This window comes from Sphingopyxis sp. GW821-FHT10B01, assembly GCF_059415685.1.
In genome coordinates this window covers 207992-225547 of the sequence record NZ_JBWKNS010000005.1, presented here as the reverse complement: position 1 = coordinate 225547, position 17556 = coordinate 207992, and the positions used below count along the sequence as shown (strand labels likewise).

Annotated in this window: 17 protein-coding genes; 5 read left to right on the top strand and 12 right to left on the bottom strand. The window is 63.9% G+C overall.

Going from position 1 to position 17556, the window contains the following annotated elements:
- Window positions 1-33 precede the first annotated feature (33 nt).
- Window positions 34-1218 (top strand): OsmC family protein, encoded by a 1185-nt coding sequence (locus tag AC07NV_RS16565; protein WP_495167484.1) that lies wholly within the window; start codon window positions 34-36, stop codon window positions 1216-1218.
- Between the two features lie 69 nt (window positions 1219-1287).
- Here the strand turns inward: AC07NV_RS16565 and AC07NV_RS16560 are convergent, their stop codons facing one another.
- From AC07NV_RS16560 to ccoN, 11 genes are all read right to left on the bottom strand, one after another.
- Entirely contained in the window at window positions 1288-1563 is a 276-nt protein-coding gene (locus AC07NV_RS16560; protein WP_495167483.1) for an HU family DNA-binding protein, read from the bottom strand.
- 155 nt (window positions 1564-1718) lie between these two features.
- Window positions 1719-3032: an oxygen-independent coproporphyrinogen III oxidase gene (gene hemN / locus AC07NV_RS16555; protein WP_495167482.1), complete on the bottom strand. Its 1314-nt coding sequence runs from the start codon at window positions 3030-3032 to the stop codon at window positions 1719-1721.
- A gap of 61 nt (window positions 3033-3093) precedes the next feature.
- Entirely contained in the window at window positions 3094-3324 is a 231-nt protein-coding gene (locus AC07NV_RS16550; RefSeq protein WP_495167481.1) for a hypothetical protein, read from the bottom strand.
- Window positions 3321-3476, bottom strand: a complete 156-nt coding sequence (ccoS, locus tag AC07NV_RS16545; protein WP_495167480.1) for a cbb3-type cytochrome oxidase assembly protein CcoS — start codon at window positions 3474-3476, stop codon at window positions 3321-3323. Before ccoS ends, AC07NV_RS16550 begins: the two co-directional genes overlap by 4 nt.
- Window positions 3473-5593 (bottom strand): heavy metal translocating P-type ATPase, encoded by a 2121-nt coding sequence (locus AC07NV_RS16540; protein WP_495167479.1) that lies wholly within the window; start codon window positions 5591-5593, stop codon window positions 3473-3475. Before AC07NV_RS16540 ends, ccoS begins: the two co-directional genes overlap by 4 nt.
- Window positions 5590-6060 (bottom strand): FixH family protein, encoded by a 471-nt coding sequence (locus tag AC07NV_RS16535; protein WP_495167478.1) that lies wholly within the window; start codon window positions 6058-6060, stop codon window positions 5590-5592. The genes AC07NV_RS16540 and AC07NV_RS16535 overlap by 4 nt, the downstream gene beginning before the upstream one ends.
- A 16-nt stretch (window positions 6061-6076) precedes the next feature.
- A complete protein-coding gene (gene ccoG, locus AC07NV_RS16530; RefSeq protein WP_495167477.1) occupies window positions 6077-7534 on the bottom strand; it encodes a cytochrome c oxidase accessory protein CcoG in 1458 nt (485 codons plus the stop codon).
- Window positions 7521-8465: a cytochrome-c oxidase, cbb3-type subunit III gene (gene ccoP, locus AC07NV_RS16525; RefSeq protein ID WP_495167476.1), complete on the bottom strand. Its 945-nt coding sequence runs from the start codon at window positions 8463-8465 to the stop codon at window positions 7521-7523. The genes ccoG and ccoP overlap by 14 nt, the downstream gene beginning before the upstream one ends.
- Window positions 8458-8616 carry a cbb3-type cytochrome c oxidase subunit 3 gene (locus AC07NV_RS16520; RefSeq protein WP_495167475.1) on the bottom strand — a complete coding sequence of 53 codons (159 nt, stop codon included), beginning with the start codon at window positions 8614-8616 and terminating at the stop codon, window positions 8458-8460. The genes ccoP and AC07NV_RS16520 overlap by 8 nt, the downstream gene beginning before the upstream one ends.
- Complete coding sequence (gene ccoO, locus AC07NV_RS16515; protein WP_495167474.1) at window positions 8613-9380, bottom strand: cytochrome-c oxidase, cbb3-type subunit II; 768 nt, start codon at window positions 9378-9380, stop codon at window positions 8613-8615. Before ccoO ends, AC07NV_RS16520 begins: the two co-directional genes overlap by 4 nt.
- Window positions 9381-9392: 12 nt before the next feature.
- Entirely contained in the window at window positions 9393-11051 is a 1659-nt protein-coding gene (gene ccoN / locus AC07NV_RS16510; protein ID WP_495167473.1) for a cytochrome-c oxidase, cbb3-type subunit I, read from the bottom strand.
- A gap of 172 nt (window positions 11052-11223) precedes the next feature.
- Here ccoN and AC07NV_RS16505 point away from each other — a divergent pair, with 172 nt between their 5' ends.
- Window positions 11224-11904, top strand: a complete 681-nt coding sequence (locus AC07NV_RS16505; protein WP_495167472.1) for an OmpW/AlkL family protein — start codon at window positions 11224-11226, stop codon at window positions 11902-11904.
- Window positions 11905-11907: 3 nt separating this feature from the next.
- Here the strand turns inward: AC07NV_RS16505 and AC07NV_RS16500 are convergent, their stop codons facing one another.
- Complete coding sequence (locus tag AC07NV_RS16500) at window positions 11908-12597, bottom strand: Crp/Fnr family transcriptional regulator (RefSeq protein WP_495167471.1); 690 nt, start codon at window positions 12595-12597, stop codon at window positions 11908-11910.
- A gap of 225 nt (window positions 12598-12822) precedes the next feature.
- Here AC07NV_RS16500 and AC07NV_RS16495 point away from each other — a divergent pair, with 225 nt between their 5' ends.
- The 3 genes from AC07NV_RS16495 (at window position 12823) to AC07NV_RS16485 (ending at window position 17506) form a co-directional block, all read left to right on the top strand.
- Window positions 12823-13584, top strand: coding sequence for a response regulator transcription factor (locus tag AC07NV_RS16495; protein WP_495167470.1), 762 nt, complete (start codon window positions 12823-12825; stop codon window positions 13582-13584).
- A 3-nt stretch (window positions 13585-13587) separates the two neighbouring features.
- Window positions 13588-14922 carry an ATP-binding protein gene (locus AC07NV_RS16490; protein WP_495167469.1) on the top strand — a complete coding sequence of 445 codons (1335 nt, stop codon included), beginning with the start codon at window positions 13588-13590 and terminating at the stop codon, window positions 14920-14922.
- Between the two features lie 160 nt (window positions 14923-15082).
- Entirely contained in the window at window positions 15083-17506 is a 2424-nt protein-coding gene (locus AC07NV_RS16485; RefSeq protein WP_495167468.1) for a TonB-dependent receptor domain-containing protein, read from the top strand.
- The last annotated feature ends 50 nt before the right edge of the window (window positions 17507-17556 follow it).

Sequence of the window (17556 nt, the reverse complement as noted above, 5' to 3'; positions counted from 1 at the left end):
CACCCTTCCAACTCGCATAAACAGGAGAAAATCATGTCTGATCATCGTTCCAGAAAAGCCTTCCGCCGCACTGCTCTGTTCACCGCCGGGCTCATCGGTATCGCCGCCTCGGCCGCGGCCTTCGCCGACAGCCCGGGATCGCTTCGCGACCAGCTCGAACGCCGCGCGGCGCTTCAGGAAAGCCAGTCTAAGACGCAGTCCGAGCCGCAGGCGCTTGAGGCGCGCGTCACCGCCGAAAGCCGTTCGGGCGTTCGCCGCCTCCGCATCCGCGACTTCCAGTATCTGAGCGACAGCGGCCGCGATTTCGGCGGTTATAATCTCGGCGCGGGTTCGTGGGATACCGAGGTCGCGGTGCTCGCGAGCGCGATTGCTGACGAATTTGCGATCCAGGCTGCGGCGCAGAAGATCCCGGTCGACGGCATCGACGTGCTGTTTACCAGCCATCCCGACGATCCCTCGGCCGAAAAGGCGCGCAAGGTCGCCTATCCGCGAAACCTGTCCTACGTCGCCTATATCGACTCCCCGGCGACCGATGCCCAGCTCGAAGGTCTGCGGCAGGCGGTCGAAAAAACCTCCCCCGTGCTCAACCTGATCAGCGCGGGCTATCCGATTCCGCATGGCGAAATCATCCTCAAGCCCAGCCCGGCGACGCGCGACGCCGACTTGCCTCCGGGCCTGCGTGATTTCCTGGTCGAGAAACGCGGCGCAATCCTGCGCCGTGATAAGCGCGCCGCGACCAATCCGCCCAAGCCCTATGCGCTGCGCGCCGTCGCGACGGTCGAACCCGCGACCGGCATCCGCACGACGCGTACCGGCGATGGCAATTTCCAGATCGTCCACGACAGCCGCAAGGAGTTTGGCGGCTATGGCCTCGCGCCGACAGTCGAGGAGCATCAGATCGGCGTCCTCGGCACCTGCCTAACCCACATCTTCGAGATTCAAGCCGCGACCAAGCAGGTCGTGCTCGACAGCCTCGAAGTGCGGGTCGAGGGCAAGCTCACGCCGCGTATCGGCTCAGGCGCCACGCAACCCCCGCGCTATCAGGACATCAAATATACCGTGCATATCGAAAGCCCGGCGACCACAGCAGAGATCGACGGACTGCGTCAGGCGGTCGAGGCGACATGCCCGGTCTATAACCTGCTCAAGGATGGGCAGGCGGTGAAGGGAAGTCTGGTCCGCGGGCGCTATGCCGAAAAGGGCAAGCCCGCAGCCTGATCGCATCCTTCATGTTAGTCCGGCCGCGCCCGCCTGTTTCAGGGGGCTCGACCGGACTATCATCCAATATCAGCCGTTCAGGCGATCCTTGATGGCCTTGGCGGGACCAAAGGTCAGCTTCTTGGCGGCTTTGATCTGGATCGTCTCGCCAGTGGAAGGGTTGCGGCCTTCGCGCGCCGGCGTTGCCTTGACCTTGAACTTGCCGAAACCATTGACCGACACTTCGTCTCCCTTTGCGGCGGCATCGGCGATCGCTGCGAAAACAGCGTCGACGGCCTTGCGCGCATCAGCCTTGCTGGCGCCGAGCGAGGCGGCAACGCTATCCGACAATTCGGCATGGTTCATGAAAGTTTCTCCTGAGATTCGGACGGGCCTTCCCCGGCCGGGGACCCGCTATAATCGCAAGCCTCGGCAACTGCCATCACGGATAGCAGTCATTCCGGCCGATAGTGTGGGGCCCAGCGCGCGCAAAAAACCTGCGCCCGGCTTGCCATTTGAAATCAGGTCGCCGCGCCGGGAAATACACTCCCGCGAAGGCTATCGAATTGCGATGCGATGATGCGGGCATAGGGCCGCGCGTCGTCGGGAATGATGAGGGCATCGCCGTCCCAGTCGATCAGGCGCCGCGCGCCGAATTCGACCAGCGAAGCCTGTGTCGCCGGGATCCATCGAGGATCCAGCCGGGTACGGCCCTGACACAGGAGATCGCTTATGATCGCCGCGCGCTCCCGTTCCTCTTCGGCGCGAAACACGCCGCGGACAGCCGCCAACCGGCCGGCGCCGATCAGGTCGCGATAAGGCCCGGCGCGTTTTTCGTTCTGGACAATGAGGTCGGGAAATTTGCTGACCGCGCTCGCACCGAAACCGAGCAAGACCAATGCATTATCTTCAGTAAAGCCTTGAAAATTACGATTCACCCTGCCCTCGTCCAAGGCGATCGCGAGCGGGTCGTCAGGTCGCGCGAAATGATCGAAACCGACCGCAACATAGCCCGCAGCCGTCAATCGTTCATACCCGTGCGCGGCCTGTTCGAAACGGAGCCGCGCATCGGGAAGATTACCAGCATCGATCCGCCGCTGACGCGGCAACATCTGCGGCAGATGGGCATAGCCGAACAACGCGATGCGACTCGGCGCCAGCCGGATCGTTTCTTCAAGCGTCGCGTCGAGGTCCTCGACGCCTTGCCCCGGCAGGCCGTACATTAGGTCGAAATTGATCGCATCGATCCCGCGCAGCCGCAGCGCGGCCATCGCGCGCTCGATATCGACGAGCGGTTGCACCCGCCCGATCGCCTGCTGAAGGTGCGGCGAGAAAGTCTGAACCCCCAGGCTGACGCGCGTGACGTTCGAAGCCGCCAGCACCAGCGCCCATTCGGAGGTAAAACCCCGCGGATCGATCTCGATGGAAATCTCGGGCCGGGTCGCATCGAAAACGGTCAGCATGCGGTCAAGCAAGCGCACAAACTCGACCGGCGCGATCGCATTGGGGCTCCCGCCGCCAAAAGCGATCCGTCCGACGCGCCCGCGCCCGCCGAGGCGCTTCGCGACGATCGCGATTTCCGACCCGAGCGCCGCCAGATAGTCGGTCAGCCGCCGTTTGCGGCCCGCCGCCCCGGTGTTGCAGCCGCAATACCAGCAAATCTGCTCGCAAAAGGGGATGTGGGCATAGAGCGAAATGGGCGTCGCCGACTCAATTCCGTCGAGCGCGCGCGCGTAATCGTCTGTCCCGACATTTTCGGTGAACTCCACCGCGGTCGGATAGCTGGTGTAACGCGGCACGGGCCGGGCGAGCAGATCGGGGTGATAGGTCCACATAAGGCTGTCCTATGCGTGCCCGTTCGCCGGGACATTGATCGGGATCAACGCAGCGCGCATATCAGCAGCACCCCCGCTTGGTCCCGGCGGGTTTGCTGCGGCGCTCGGCGACCGCATGACACGCCTTGGCGCAGTCGCGCCGCTGCTCCGGAACAGCGGGATCGCCGGGAAACAGCATCCGGTGCGCCGCTCCGCCACACGCCGGAATGAGGACAACACGCGCCTCGACAGCAATCGGCGGTTGCATCAACGCTACGACAGCGAGCGCAACCAGGATTCTGCTGGCACTCACGGTACCGCTCCTTCTTCATCCTCGACGAAGATACGCAGCGCCGCCCCGTCGAGATCATCGAATTGTCCTTGCCGGAGCGACCAGAAAAACGCCGCGAGACCGAGCAGGCCTAGTCCAAGCGCGATCGGAATGAGGAAAATGAGCCCGTTCACCGGATCGCCTTTTTCAGCCGCAGCGCATTGCCGACGACGATCAGCGACGAACCTGACATGGCGATGGCCGCAACAAGCGGGGTGACGAAACCGAGGAAGGCGAGCGGCACCGCGACGATGTTGTAGCCGATCGCGAGGATGAAATTCTGCCGCACCACCGCCTGCGTGCGCCGTGCCATCCTCACCGTCTGCACCACCGGCATCATCCGGTCGCCGAGGAAGATGCAGTCGGCGGCATTCTTGCCGACATCGCTCGCCGACCCGGGCGCCATCGATGCATGGCCGGCGGCGAGCGCCGGCCCGTCATTGAGCCCGTCGCCGATCATCAGCACCTTGTAGCCCAGCGCCGCCTGACGGCCGATCGCCGCAAGCTTGTCCTGCGGGCTCATCCCCGTCTGCGCGGTCAGGCCCAGTTCGCGCGCGATCGGCGCGACGGCCTCGGCGCGGTCGCCCGACAGGATCATCGCGCCAATGCCTTCGTGCCCCAGCGCGTCGATGGTTCCGCGCGCATCGGGGCGCAGCCGGTCGGCGAGGCGGATCGTCGCCACCGCCCGACCATCGACCGTCATTTCGGTCGCCAGCGCATCGCCGAGGCCCGCGCCCTGCGGCCGACCGAGTGTGATGGTCTTACCCGCCCATTGCGCCTCGATTCCGAAGCCGGGTGTCTCGCGGATCGACGTCACTTCGGCGGGGCGCACGTCGAAATCGTGCAACCCGCGGGTCAGCGCCTCGCTGAGCGGATGACGGCTCGCCTGCGACAGCGCGAGGATGAGCGACTTCACCCCGATGTCGAACCGGTCGAGCCCGATCGCCTCGGGTCGCCCCAATGTCAGCGTCCCGGTCTTGTCGACGAGCGCCAGATCGACCGCGGCCATCCGTTCGAGCGCCGAACCATCCTTGATCAGCACCCCGGCGCGCATCAATTCGCCCGCCGCGACAATCTGCGCCGCGGGGACCGCAAGGCCCAATGCGCAAGGACAGGTGATGATCAGCACCGCCGCCGCGATCAGCAGGCTTTGATGCCAACCCGCGCCCGCCACCATCCAGCCCGCGAAGGCCATCAGCGCAAGAATATGCACCGCGGGCGCATAGAAGCGCGCCGCGCGGTCGGCGATGCGGACATAGCGCGACTTGCCTTGCGCCGCTTCGCCCATCAGGCGCGCGATGTCGGCGATCGCGGTGCCGGCTCCCGCGGCGGTCACACGCACATGAATTGGTGCATCGAGATTGAGCGTGCCGGCATGGACGCAGTCGTCGGGCTGAACGCCCTGCGGCGCGCTTTCACCGGTGAGCAATGACAGATCGAGCCGGCTTGCGCCGCCGACGACAACACCATCGGCGGCCAGCCTTTCGCCCGCGGCGACGAGCATTACCATCTCGGGTTCGAGCGCGGCCGCATCGACCCAGCGGCTGCGGCCTTCGTCGCCGATGACCATCGCCCCCGTGCCCATATTGCGAAGCAAGGCCGTCACCCCGCCCCGCGCGCGGTCGCGCATCACGCTGTCGAGCCAGCGGCCACAGAGCAGAAAGAACAGCAACATCACCGCGCCGTCGAAATAGGCGTGCGGTCCGCTCGTCGCAGTCTCGTAGAGGCTGATCGCGCAGACCAGCAACACCCCGATGCTGATCGGCACATCCATATTCGTCCGGCCATGACGCAATGCGCGCCATGCCGAGCGAAAGAAGGAGCGCCCGGCATAGGCGACCGTCGGCAGCGCGATCGCCGCCGACAGCCAGTGGAACAGATCGCGCGTTGCGCCCTCCGCGCCCGACCAGACCGACACCGACAACAGCATGATGTTCATCATCGCAAAGCCCGACACCGCAACCGCACGCAGCAGTTCGCGGCTCGCGTCGGCCTCGGCCTCGGCATCGACCTCGCCAGGTCCCTTCCCGATCGGATGCGCTTCGAACCCGAGGTTCGAAAAGGCGCCGATCAGGTCGGGCATTTCGGTATCGGGCGTGCATGACAGGTGGACGCGCTTTTCGGTGAAATTGACGCGGGCCGCCGCAATGTGCCGGTCACGCACCAGCCCTTGCTCTAGCTTGGCAATGCACCCCGCGCAGCGAATATCAGGAACCACGAAATCGCGTTCGACGAGCGCGGCGACGGTCATTGCAGGTCCTCCCGGTACCGCGCCTCGTCGGCGCCATGCCGCACCGACAGGTCGATCCGCCAGCGGCCTGCGGGGATCGCCTCGAGTGAGCGCAACATGCCATCGGACTCGGGTGCAAAGCGCAGCGCGCGCGGCGCAACGCGGCCGAGCGGATGACTGAGCGTGGCCGTCACATCTGCTCTGGCCAGCGCCGCGCCGTCTTTTCGGACAGTCAGTCGAACGTGACGATCCGCCTCGACGCGAATCGATTTGTCCCAGCCCAACCGGTCCTGCACCGCAGCGCGCGCGAGCCATTCATTATATTGCTGGCTCGCGACATAGCTGTTCTCGACCACCTTGCCGCCAAAGGTCGACATGGCAAAGCGCGCCATGGTGAAGTTGACCGCCATCACCACCCCGAAAAAGGCGACGAGGATCGCCGTCATATGCCAGCCGGTAAAGGCTTTCGGTTTCCCTTTTTCGGTCATTGCCCTGTCTCTTCGGTCATTGCCCTGTCTCCGGACGGTCGAACTGGATCGTGTCGCTGTCACCGCGCGGGTCGCCGTCGAGCCCGCGCGTTGCGATCGTGAAGTCCTGCCGCGTCGGCCCTTCGGCGGGTGCGGCGATGAAGAGTTTGATGCTGGTCACGCTGTCGGGAGAAAGCGCCAACACGATGGCCCGTCCCGCTCCCTCGCGCGAACCGCCTTCGGTCCACATGGCAGCACCCGGAAGCCCGCTCACGGTCACAGCGACGCGGCGCGGACGCGTTTCCATATTGCGCAGCTTCAACGTGTAATTGTTGCGGATATGACCGTCCGAGAGCTGGACATAGAGCGGACTGCGTTCGTGCTGGACAGCAAGGTCGAGCCGCGTACGCTGGCCGAGCGAGAAGAGCATCGCCGCGCCGATCGCGATCCACACACCGAAATAGGCCAGGGTGCGCGGCCGCATCAGCGTCTTGCGAACCGGCTGCGCCGTGCCGCCCGCCTTTTCGGTCGCGGCATCGTCCAGCGTGCAATAATCGATCAAACCGCGCGGCCGCCCGACCTGCGCCATCACGCCGTCGCAGGCGTCGATGCACAGCGCGCAGGTGATGCAGCCGATCTGCGGTCCTTCGCGGATGTCGATCCCGGTCGGACAGACCGCGACGCACTGGTTGCAGTCGATGCAGTCGCCGAACGCGCCGGGATTGGCCTGCGCCTTCTTGATGCTGCCGCGGGTTTCCCCGCGCCAGTCCTTATAGGTCACCAGCAGCGATTTTTCGTCCATCATCGCAGTCTGGATGCGCGGCCAGGGGCACATATAGACGCACACCTGTTCGCGCATAAAACCGCCGAGAATGAAGGTCGTCGCCGTAAGGACGGCGACGGTGCCATAGGCGACCAGCGCCGCCTGGCCGGTCCAGAAATCCACCGTCAGCGTTGGCGCATCGGCGAAATACATGATCCACGCGCCGCCAGTCCAGAAGGCGATAGCAAGATAGATCAGATACTTAAGGCTGCGCTTTATGATCTTTTCGGACGTCCACGGCCCGTTCGCCAGCCGGACCTGTGCGTTGCGATCGCCGTCGACCATCCGGTCGACATGCTGGAACAGGTCGGTCCACACCGTCTGCGGGCAGGCATAGCCGCACCAGGCGCGGCCAACCGCGCTGGTGACAAGGAACAGGCCGATGCCCGCCATGATGAGCAGGCCCGCCACATAGTAGAATTCATGCGGCCAGATTTCGATCTGGAACATGTAGAAACGCCGGTTCGCAAGGTCGACCAGCACCGCCTGATCGGGTGCATAGGGGCCGCGGTCCCAGCGGATCCACGGCGTGCCGTAATAGATGGCAAGCGTAATCCCCATGATCGCCCATTTGAAGCGGCGGAAGCGGCCGTTCACCGCTTTGGGGTAAACGCCCTTCCGCGCTTCATAGAGCGATGCGGGTGCGCCGGAGAGATCCTCAGGGCTGGCCATCGGCTCCCTGCCCTTCGGTTACCGGCGCAAGCCCCTTTTCACCACCACCCAGCGAATAGACATAGGCTGACAGCATCTTGATCGTCACCGGATCGAGCCGATTGTTCCAGCGCGGCATCACGCCGTTGCGCGGCTGGTTGATCGTCGCGGTCAGGCTGTCGCGGTCGCCGCCATACAGCCAGATCGCGTCGGTCAGCTTCGGCGCGCCGAACGAACGGCCGCCTTCGCCGCCCGCGCCATGACAGACCGCGCAATTGGCTTCGAACAGCGCCGCACCGCGCGCCGACGAGGCACTCGCCTTTTCCTGACGGCTCAGCGTGCGAACGAAGCTGACCACATCGCCGATCTGCGCCGCATCGAGAATGCCGTCGCGCCCGAATGCGGGCATCAGGCTGGTCCGCGTGTCCTTGTGGTCCGGATTCCGGATACCATTCGAGACCGTATATTGGATCGCGGCCAGATCGCCGCCCCACAACCAGTCGTCATCGGTCAGGCTGGGATAGAGCTTCTTCACCCCCGCGCCGCCGGCGCCGTGGCACTGGACGCAATGGACGCGAAACGCCGCGCCGCCGCCCTGCACCGCCGCCTGCATCAGTTCGGGCTTTGCCGGAAGGTCGGTGATCGCGGTCGCGGCGATGGCCTTCACCACCGGCGCGCGGCGCTGCGCATCGGCGCGCATTTCCTTGTCCAGATCGCCGCGGCTCGACCAGCCGAGCACCCCCTCGGTCGCGCTGTTCATCAGCGGCCATGCCGGGTAGAGGATCACATAGCCGAGCGCCCAGACGATCGTCGCGTAAAAGGTCCACAGCCACCAGCGCGGCATCGGCGTATCGAGTTCCTCGATGCCGTCCCATTCATGGCCGACCGTGCTCGTACCGGTCGCGTCGTCGATACGTGCCCCGGCGGCCGGAAAATCATTGAATTCAGCCATGGTCGTCTTCCTTGAAGATCATGTTCGCGGCTTCTTCGTTACGGGCGCGCGCGCTCTTGCGAAACGGCCAGGCGACGAGGGTGAGAAACAGCAGGGCCATTGCGAGCAGGCCCCAGCTGTCGGCAAAATGGCGGAGATCGTCGTAAGTCATCGTGCCGCCTCCGCGGCGGGTGCCGCCTGTTCCTGCGCCGCCGCCTTGTCGACATCGACGAGCGTACCGAGCATCTGGAGATAGGCGATCAGCGCATCCATCTCGGTCACGCGCGACGGGTCGCCGTCGAAATCGCGTACCTGCGCTTTCGGATAGCGTTTCTGAATATCGCCTGCCCCTGCATCGGGGTCGGCCTGCGCCTTGATGTCGTCATTGGCCTTGGCGATGTCGGCCTTGGTATAGGGGACGCCGAGACGATACAGCGCGGTCAGGTCGTTCGCCATATCGCCGGTCTGCAAGTCGCGTTCCGCAAGGAAGGCATAGGGCGGCATGATCGATTCGGGGACGACGCTCCGCGGGTCGATCAGGTGCGCCTTGTGCCACTCGTCCGAATAGCGGCTGCCGACACGCGCGAGGTCCGGCCCAGTGCGTTTCGAACCCCATTGGAACGGGTGGTCGTACATGCTCTCGGCGGCTAGGCTGTAATGGCCATAGCGTTCGACCTCGTCGCGGAACGGCCGGATCATCTGGCTGTGACAGGTGTAGCAGCCTTCGCGCAGATAGATGTTGCGCCCCGCAAGTTCGAGCGGCGTGTAAGGCCGCATCCCGTCGACCTTCTCGATCGTGTTGTCGATCCAGAACAGCGGCGCAATCTCGACGATGCCGCCGATGGTCACGGTGATCAGCGCGAGGGCGCCGAGCAAGGTGACATTGCGTTCGAGCGTCTTGTGGCTGAAGCCCTTTTTGGCGGATTTGGTGGGCATGGTCCGGGCTCCTTATGCGGCAGGAACGGGCGCGAGCGGACGATCCGCTGCGGCGTTGTAGGGGGTTTCGGTCATCGGCTTTTCGGCGCGGACCTTGCCGCGAAGCGTGGCCCAGACGTTGACGACCATGATCAGGAAGCCCGCGAGGTACATCGCCCCGCCGGCGGCGCGGATCAGGTACATCGGGTGCATGGCGGCGACGCTCTCGGCAAAGCTGTAGACGAGGTAGCCGTCGGCCCCATATTCGCGCCACATCAGCCCCTGCATGATGCCCGCAACCCACATCGACGCGGCGTAGAAAACGATCCCGACGGTCGCGAGCCAGAAGTGCCAGTTCACCATGCGCAGGCTGTAAAGGCGCGGCTGGTTCCACAGGCGCGGCACGAGATAATAGACGCAGGCAAAGGTGATCATGCCGTTCCAGCCGAGCGCGCCCGAATGGACATGCCCGATCGTCCAGTCGGTATAGTGCGACATCGAGTTGACCCATTTGATCGACATCATCGGGCCTTCGAAGGTGCTCATCCCGTAAAAGGCGAGCGCCATCACCATCATGCGGATGATCGGGTCGGTGCGGATCTTGTCCCACGCGCCGTTCAGCGTCATCAGGCCGTTGATCATCCCGCCCCAGCTCGGCATCCACAACATGATCGAAAAGACCATGCCCAGCGTCTGCGCCCAGTCGGGCAGCGCGGTGTAGTGAAGGTGGTGCGGCCCCGCCCATATGTAGAGGAAGATCAGCGACCAGAAATGGATGATCGACAGGCGGTAGCTGTACACCGGTCGCTCGGCCTGCTTCGGCACGAAATAATACATCATCGCGAGAAAGCCCGCGGTCAGGAAGAAACCGACAGCATTATGCCCGTACCACCATTGGGTCAGCGCATCCTGCACGCCGGCAAAGGCGGCATAGCTCTTGGAGCCGAAGATGCTCGCGGGCAGCGACAGATTGTTCACGATGTGGAGCATCGCGATCGTGATGATGAAGCTCAGGTAGAACCAGTTCGCGACATAGATATGCGGTTCGCGGCGCTTGACGATCGTTCCCGCGAACACGACCAGATAGGCGACCCAGACGATCGTCAGCCACAGGTCGACATACCATTCGGGCTCGGCATATTCCTTCGCTGCGGTGACGCCCATCAGATAGCCGGTCGCGGCCAGCACGATGAACAGCTGGTATCCCCAGAAGACGAAGCGCGCGAGTGTCGGAAAGGCAAGCCGCGCGCGGCAGGTGCGCTGCACGACATAATAGCTCGTTGCGATCAGCGCGTTGCCGCCGAAGGCAAAGATCACCGCCGACGTGTGCAACGGGCGGAGCCGCCCGAAGGTCGTATATTCGAGGTTGAGGTTGAGCGCCGGAAAGGCGAGCTGAAGCGCGATAAAAAGCCCCGCCGCCATCCCCGCGATGCCCCAGAACAGCGTCGCGATAACGCCCCAGCGAACCGGATCGTCGTCATAGGCGCCTTCGTCGGCGGGCATTTTCAATATCCCGCGCGCGAGCGCGCTATAATCCGCGCGTGAGACGGTCGCCCACAGCATGGCAAGGCATGCCAGCGCGACGATGATCATATGCACCGCAAAGGGTGCATCGACCGCCAATGCTGCCATGACTAGCGCCAGCAGGGTCAATCCCAGCCAGCCCCCTGCCCTTGTTACCAGACCGTCCATATCGCTTGTCCCTGTTTGGCGCGGCTTGCTTGGCCCCGCGGTTCGGGACCGCCATGGACGCGGCGACGATGCGAAACATTGATCGGGATCAACGAATTTGTTGCGCCGCATCAATGCAGCCGCATCACCACGGGCGCAGGGACGGCTCCGTCAACGACAGGAGCCAAGACCCGTGAAAAAATATCTCTCCCCCGCCGCGCTCGCCCTCGCGCTCGCGCTCGCCTTCACGCTTCCGGGGCAGGCGGCCGCCAAGGCCGGCGACGTCCAGTTCAAGCTGCTCGGCACCCTCGTCGCGCCCGACGGCAAGCTCACCGACGTAAAACTCGACAAGATCGGCCTGCCCGCGGGCACGCTGACAAAGGCCGACGACAATTTCGTGCCGACCGTGGCGGTCGAATATTATGTGACCGACCATATCTCGCTCGAAACGATCGCAGGGGTGACCCAGCACGATGTCGACGGCCGCGGTGCGCTTGCGGGTGCGGGGCTCGTGTCGGACGCGAAGATCGTGCCCGCCACGCTCACACTCAAATATCATTTTGGAAAAGACGGCAATATCCAGCCCTACATCGGCGCTGGCCCCAGCTATTTCATCTTCATCGACGAAAAGCCTGGTGCGACCGCGATGACGCTTGGCGCGACGCGACAGAAAATGAACGACAAGCTGGGTGTCGCACTCCAGGCTGGGATCGATATTCCGGTGAATGACAAGGGGCTCGCGGTGACCTTCGACGCCAAGCGCTACTTCCTGCGCACGACCGCACACTGGTACGCCGGGACGACCGAGGTACTGCAGACGACGCACAAGCTCGATCCGTGGGTGATCAGCGCGGGCGTCGCCTTCCGCTTCTAGGCCTCAGCCCGCCATATCCTCCATCGCCGCGCGGTCGCTGATCACGATCTCGCGGCGTGACGGGAGGTCGACGACGCCGTCGGCTCGCATTCTGGTGAGCTGGCGGCTCGTCGTTTCGATTGTCAGCCCCAATATGTCGGCAATCTGCTGACGGCCGAACGGCAATTCAAATCCGTCGCGCGCACCCGACTGGCATCCCTGCCCCGACAGACGTTCGGACATTTCGAGCAGGAAGGAGGCGACCTTTTCCGAAGCCGACTTGCGCCCGAGCAGCATCATCCAGTGCCGCGCGCGATCCAGCTCGTCGAGCGTACGGCGCAGCAGCTTCTGCTGAAGATCGGGATGGCTGCTCGCGAATTCATCGAAATTGTGACGGTTGAACACGCACACTTCGGCATCCGTCATCGCGGTGACGCTATACGGGCTTTCCACCCCGAACGGACGGCCGATGAAATCGGACGGAAAGACGACGCCGACGATCTGCTCGCGCCCGTCGGCGGTCGAGACCACCAGCTTGAGCACACCTTCGAGCACATTGGCGACAACCGGCGCGCCATCGCCCTCCCACAGCAGGGTCTGCCCCTGACGTACCTTCTGCTTCCGCCCCATCCTGCCCAGCGCGGCCAGCTCCGCGGGGTTCAGGCTCGCGCAAATCGCGCGGTTTCGTACAATGCAGGTCGCACAATCACTCACCCGGCCGCCCTACAAGATGGCGGCCGGTTTGAAAAGCGTAGCGGATCGAAACGGTAGTGCCCGAGCAGCAACGGTGCCGGTGCTGCGTGGAGCACGTCTCGCACATCCCGGATGGTCATTCTGGGCGATTGATATTTACAATAATGCGAATAGTTATCAAATCCGCTTACCCGCACCATCTGCCATGGATTGCGAAACAACGGAGCGAATATCTTGCCGGACATTGTGACAAGGAGCGTGCAGCCAGCGCCCCTCCCCGACCGGGCTCCGACGCTTGCTCATCATATCGTGGTGGTCGATGACGACGCTGGCGTACGGACTCTCCTGACCCGGATCTTGCGCGAATGCGGCTATGAAGTCAGCGGTGCGCGCGATGGGGCCGAGCTCCAGTCGATCATGGGCGCCGGACGGATCGACCTGATTTTGCTCGATATCATGCTGCCTGGCGACAGCGGCATCGAGCTTTGCCGGATGATCCGCGATCAAAGCCGGGTCCCGATCATCATGATCAGCGCGCGCGGACAGGAAAGCGACCGGGTCGCCGGGCTGGACGTCGGCGCCGACGATTATATTGCCAAGCCCTTTGGCCGGCCGGAAGTTCTGGCCCGCGTTCGTGCTGTCCTGCGACGGATGCGCGATCCGCACGCCCCGCTCGATGCACCGGTGCCAGAACGCTTTGAATTCGCCGCGTGGCAATATCATGCGCGCCGGCGCGAGCTGATCGCGCCCTCCGGCGCCGAAGTCGACTTGACCGCCGCCGAGCAGGATTTGCTGCTCGCGCTGCTGCGCAATCCGCAACGCATGATCGGCCGTGAACGATTGCTCGAACTGTCGCGCAGCCGGATCGGATCGTCGACTGACCGCAGCATCGACGTGCTCGTCAGCCGATTGCGGCGCAAGCTGGGCGACGGGCGGAAGATGCGGCCGCTCATCCGGACGATCCGCGGCGTGGGATATATGCTCGCCGCCGACGTTGTTGTGGCCTGACCGATGCACCTGCGCCTGCCCGAGGCGATGGTCGGGCGCATCCTGCTGGTACTCGTTTGCGCGATCCTCCTAGAATTGCTCGGCAATATCGCGCTTCAGCGCTGGCAGGAACGCGAACTCCTGTCCGATCCGGAGATCCGGCAAATCGCCGGCCAGTTGAGCGAGGCCGAACGCACCGCGCTGGCGCATCAGCCACGCGAGCGGGGCGACCGGCTTCACCAGCTTGCAAAGGGCGATCTTTCGCTCAACTGGGTGCCCCGCACCGTCATTACCGATTTCAGCACCTCCTTTGCCCAGCTTCAGAATCTTCGCGGCCGTCTGGTTCAATCGGCGCCCGGGCTGGCCGCCCGCGAACTGCGACTGACGCTCATGCCCTCGCCCCGGCGCGGTGAACGCGATCTCGTCGGCGCGCTGCGGATCGCCGACGGCTCTTTCGTCACCTTCCGGCTCAGCCCCTATCTCGGCGCTCCGCCCGACCCTAAAATGGTCATCCTCTTCCACCTGCTGCTGATGGCAGCCGTCGTGGGAATCGCTCTGGTGATGATCCGCGCGCTCGTGCGCCCGCTCAGCAACCTCGCCGAAGCCGCCGACCGGACGAGCAGCGGCCGCGCAAGCCCGATCATCGTCGACGGGCCCGCCGAAGTGCGGCGGGTCGCGGCGGCCTTCTCGGCAATGCAGGACCGGCTGTTCGAGGCGATGAGCGACCAGACGCAGGCGCTTGTTGCGGTATCGCACGACCTCAGAACACCGATCCAGCGGCTCCGTTTGCGCGCTTCGCTGCTATCCGATACCGAAACACGCGATGCAATCGGTACCGACCTTCTTGAAATGGAAAGCTTCATCGAGGCGACCCTCTCTTATTTCCGGAGCGGCGAAGAGGAAGCGCCGCGGCTGATCGATGCCGCCGCGCTGCTGGCTACGGTGACCGATACCGCCGCCGATCTAGGCGACGATATCGCCTATCGAGGTCCTGACGCGCTTCTGATCACCGGCCGGCCGGTCACCATCAGGCGCATCCTCGCCAATCTGATCGACAATTCGCGGCGCCACGCGGACCGCATCGAATTGACGCTTCGCGAGGAGGGTCCCGACCGCTACGCCATTGATGTCGATGACGACGGTCCCGGTATCCCGCCTGATCGGCGCGATGAAGCGCTGCTCCCCTTTCGCCGGCTCGATGAGGCGCGGGCAAACGAAACCGGCGGCGCCGGGATCGGACTCGCCGCAGCGCACAAGGCTGCCGTTGCGATGGGGGGCAGACTGACGCTTCGGCACAGTCCGCTCGGTGGCCTCGGGGTCAGCCTGTCACTGCCGCGCGAAGAACCGCCTCAAGCATAGCTGGCCCGCGCCCGCCAAACACCCTCCTCTCGGCGCCTGTTTGTAACAAAGTGTTGCTTACAGCCTCCCGGCTCCATTTCATAATTGACCATGACCCGCGTCGGCATCAGGTGCGCCTCGATCTTTTGCAAATCATTCGCATTATCTGGGGACTATCTCAATGACCGCTTTCCACCGCTCGGCCGTTCGTCTCGGCAGTGGCACCTGTTTCATAGCCATCGCCGCGCTGATGGCGTCCCCCGCCGCAGCGACCGCGGGCGACGAAGCACCGGCGGGGTCCGATATCGTCGTCACCGCTGCGGGTTTCGAGCAAAAAATCACCGATGCACCCGCCAGCATCACCGTCGTGACCGCCGAAGAACTGCGCGAACGTCCCTATATGACGCTGATCGACGCAGTACGCGATATAGAGGGCGTCGACGTCGGCGAAACCTCGGACAAAACCGGTCAGCGCACGATTAGCATCCGCGGCATGGGCTCGGACTATACGCTGATCCTGATCGACGGACGCCGCCAGAACAATCATGGCGACATCTATCCGAACAGTTTTGGCGGCAACCAGTTCAACCATATCCCGCCGCTCGACTCGATCGAGCGGATCGAGGTTATCCGCGGCCCCGCGTCGACACTCTATGGCGCCGACGCGCTGGGCGGCGTGATCAACATCATCACCAAGAAGGTGCGCGATCGCTGGACCGGATCGGCGACCGTTGGTCGCAGCTTTCAGGAAAACAGCGAGTTTGGCGACGACACCACGCTCGATTTGAATCTAAGCGGCCCGATCATCAAGGGACTGCTCGGCGTCAGCCTCCGCGGCTCGATCTATGAACGCAAGCCGTCCGAACCTGACTTTGCCCCGTCGGTCGATCCCGCAGGCGTGACGCATGTGCGCGGCCTCGGCTTCGGCGCCGGCGGCAAAACCGTCCAGAACACGAACAAGAGCGCGGGCATCACGCTCAGTCTGACCCCGACCGACAATCAAAGCCTGACCTTCGACTTCGACTATTCGCGCCAGGTTTACGACAACAGCCCGGTCACCGACCCCGCCACAGGCCTCACGTCCTTCCCGCTCGGCACCGTCGACAGCATTTCCACCATCTGGCGCGCAAGCAACACCGGCATGGTCCAGCCGCAGGTCGGCTATACCGACGATCAGGTCTTCGACCGCCTGAACTGGGCCGTCACCCACAATGGCGACTGGGGCTTTGCACGCAGCTTCATCTCGCTCGCCTATGTTAACACCAACAACAAAGGGCGGACGATGCCCTTCTCGGTCGCCGAGCGGCTTGAGTTGCAGGGTCTGTGGAACGCCGCCTGCGCCGCGATCGGCAGAGCCGCTAATTGCCGTGGCAGCGCGCAGGGCGCGTACCGCCCGCCGACGCCGAACAACCTGACCCCCGCGCTGCGAGCCCGGCTCGACGCCTTCTTGCCGCGCCCGACGCGCACCCTCGAAAGCAGTCAGTATACGCTCGACGCGCGCGTCGACATTCCGGTCGAGGATTTCGGCGGCAAGCATCATTTCGTGATCGGCGGCCAATATATCGACGGCGCCCTCGACGACGGTGTTTTCGGGCTCGAAGCATCGTCTGGCGGTATCGCAGCGGTGCAGGACCACAAGATCTGGTCGCTGTTTGCCGAGGACAACTGGACCCCGCTCGAAGGGCTGACGATCACCGGCGGCATCCGCTATGATCGCCACGACCTGTTCGGGGGCCATGTCAGTCCACGGCTCTATGCCAATTACAACATCACTCCGACACTAACGATAAAGGGCGGGGTCAGCACCGGTTACAAAACGCCAAAGACAACCGACCTCTACGACGGCATCCGCGGCTTCGGCGGCCAGGGCACCAGCCCGATGATCGGCAACCCCGATCTGAAACCCGAAACGAGCACGAACAGCGAAGTCGCGCTTTACTGGAACCCGTCGGCGGACAGCGGTATCAACGTCACTTTGTTCCACAACAAGTTCAAGGACAAGATCGCCACGACCACCGTCCAGCCGTGCACTGTCACCAACTTCGTGCGCCCGTGCGCCAATCTGGGTGACTATTTCACGATCCTCGGCCTCGGCGGCACGATCAGCGTTCCGATCAACATCGACGAAGCGCGGATCAAGGGCGCCGAAGTCGCGGGCCGCTATGAAATCTTCGACGGCCTTTCGGTCCGGGCGAACTATACCTTCACCGACAGCAAGCAGCTTTCGGGTCCGCAGAAAGGCCAGCCGCTGACGCAAACCGCAAAACATATGGCGAATGCGACGATCAACTGGGACATCGTCGACGGCCTGTCGGCGCAGTTGTCGGCCGAACATCGCTCGCGGCGCTATCGCGGCGTCGATGCGGCCGGCACCCATCTCTATTACAAGAGCTATCAGGTGCTGAACCTTGGCGCACAATATCGCGTGAACGAGCATTTGACGTTGAGCGGCCGCGTGAACAACCTGCTCGACCGCGACTTCACCGACTATGACGTGAGCTTCCTCCGGAACCCCGACGGCAGCTACACGCCGAGCTATGTCGATCACTATAACAACAAGGACAAGGCGCGGAGCTATTGGGTGAGTGTCAACGCCAGGTTCTGACGCGGATCATCGGGCCGCAGCGCCATGCCGCGGCCCGATTGGAAACTCAC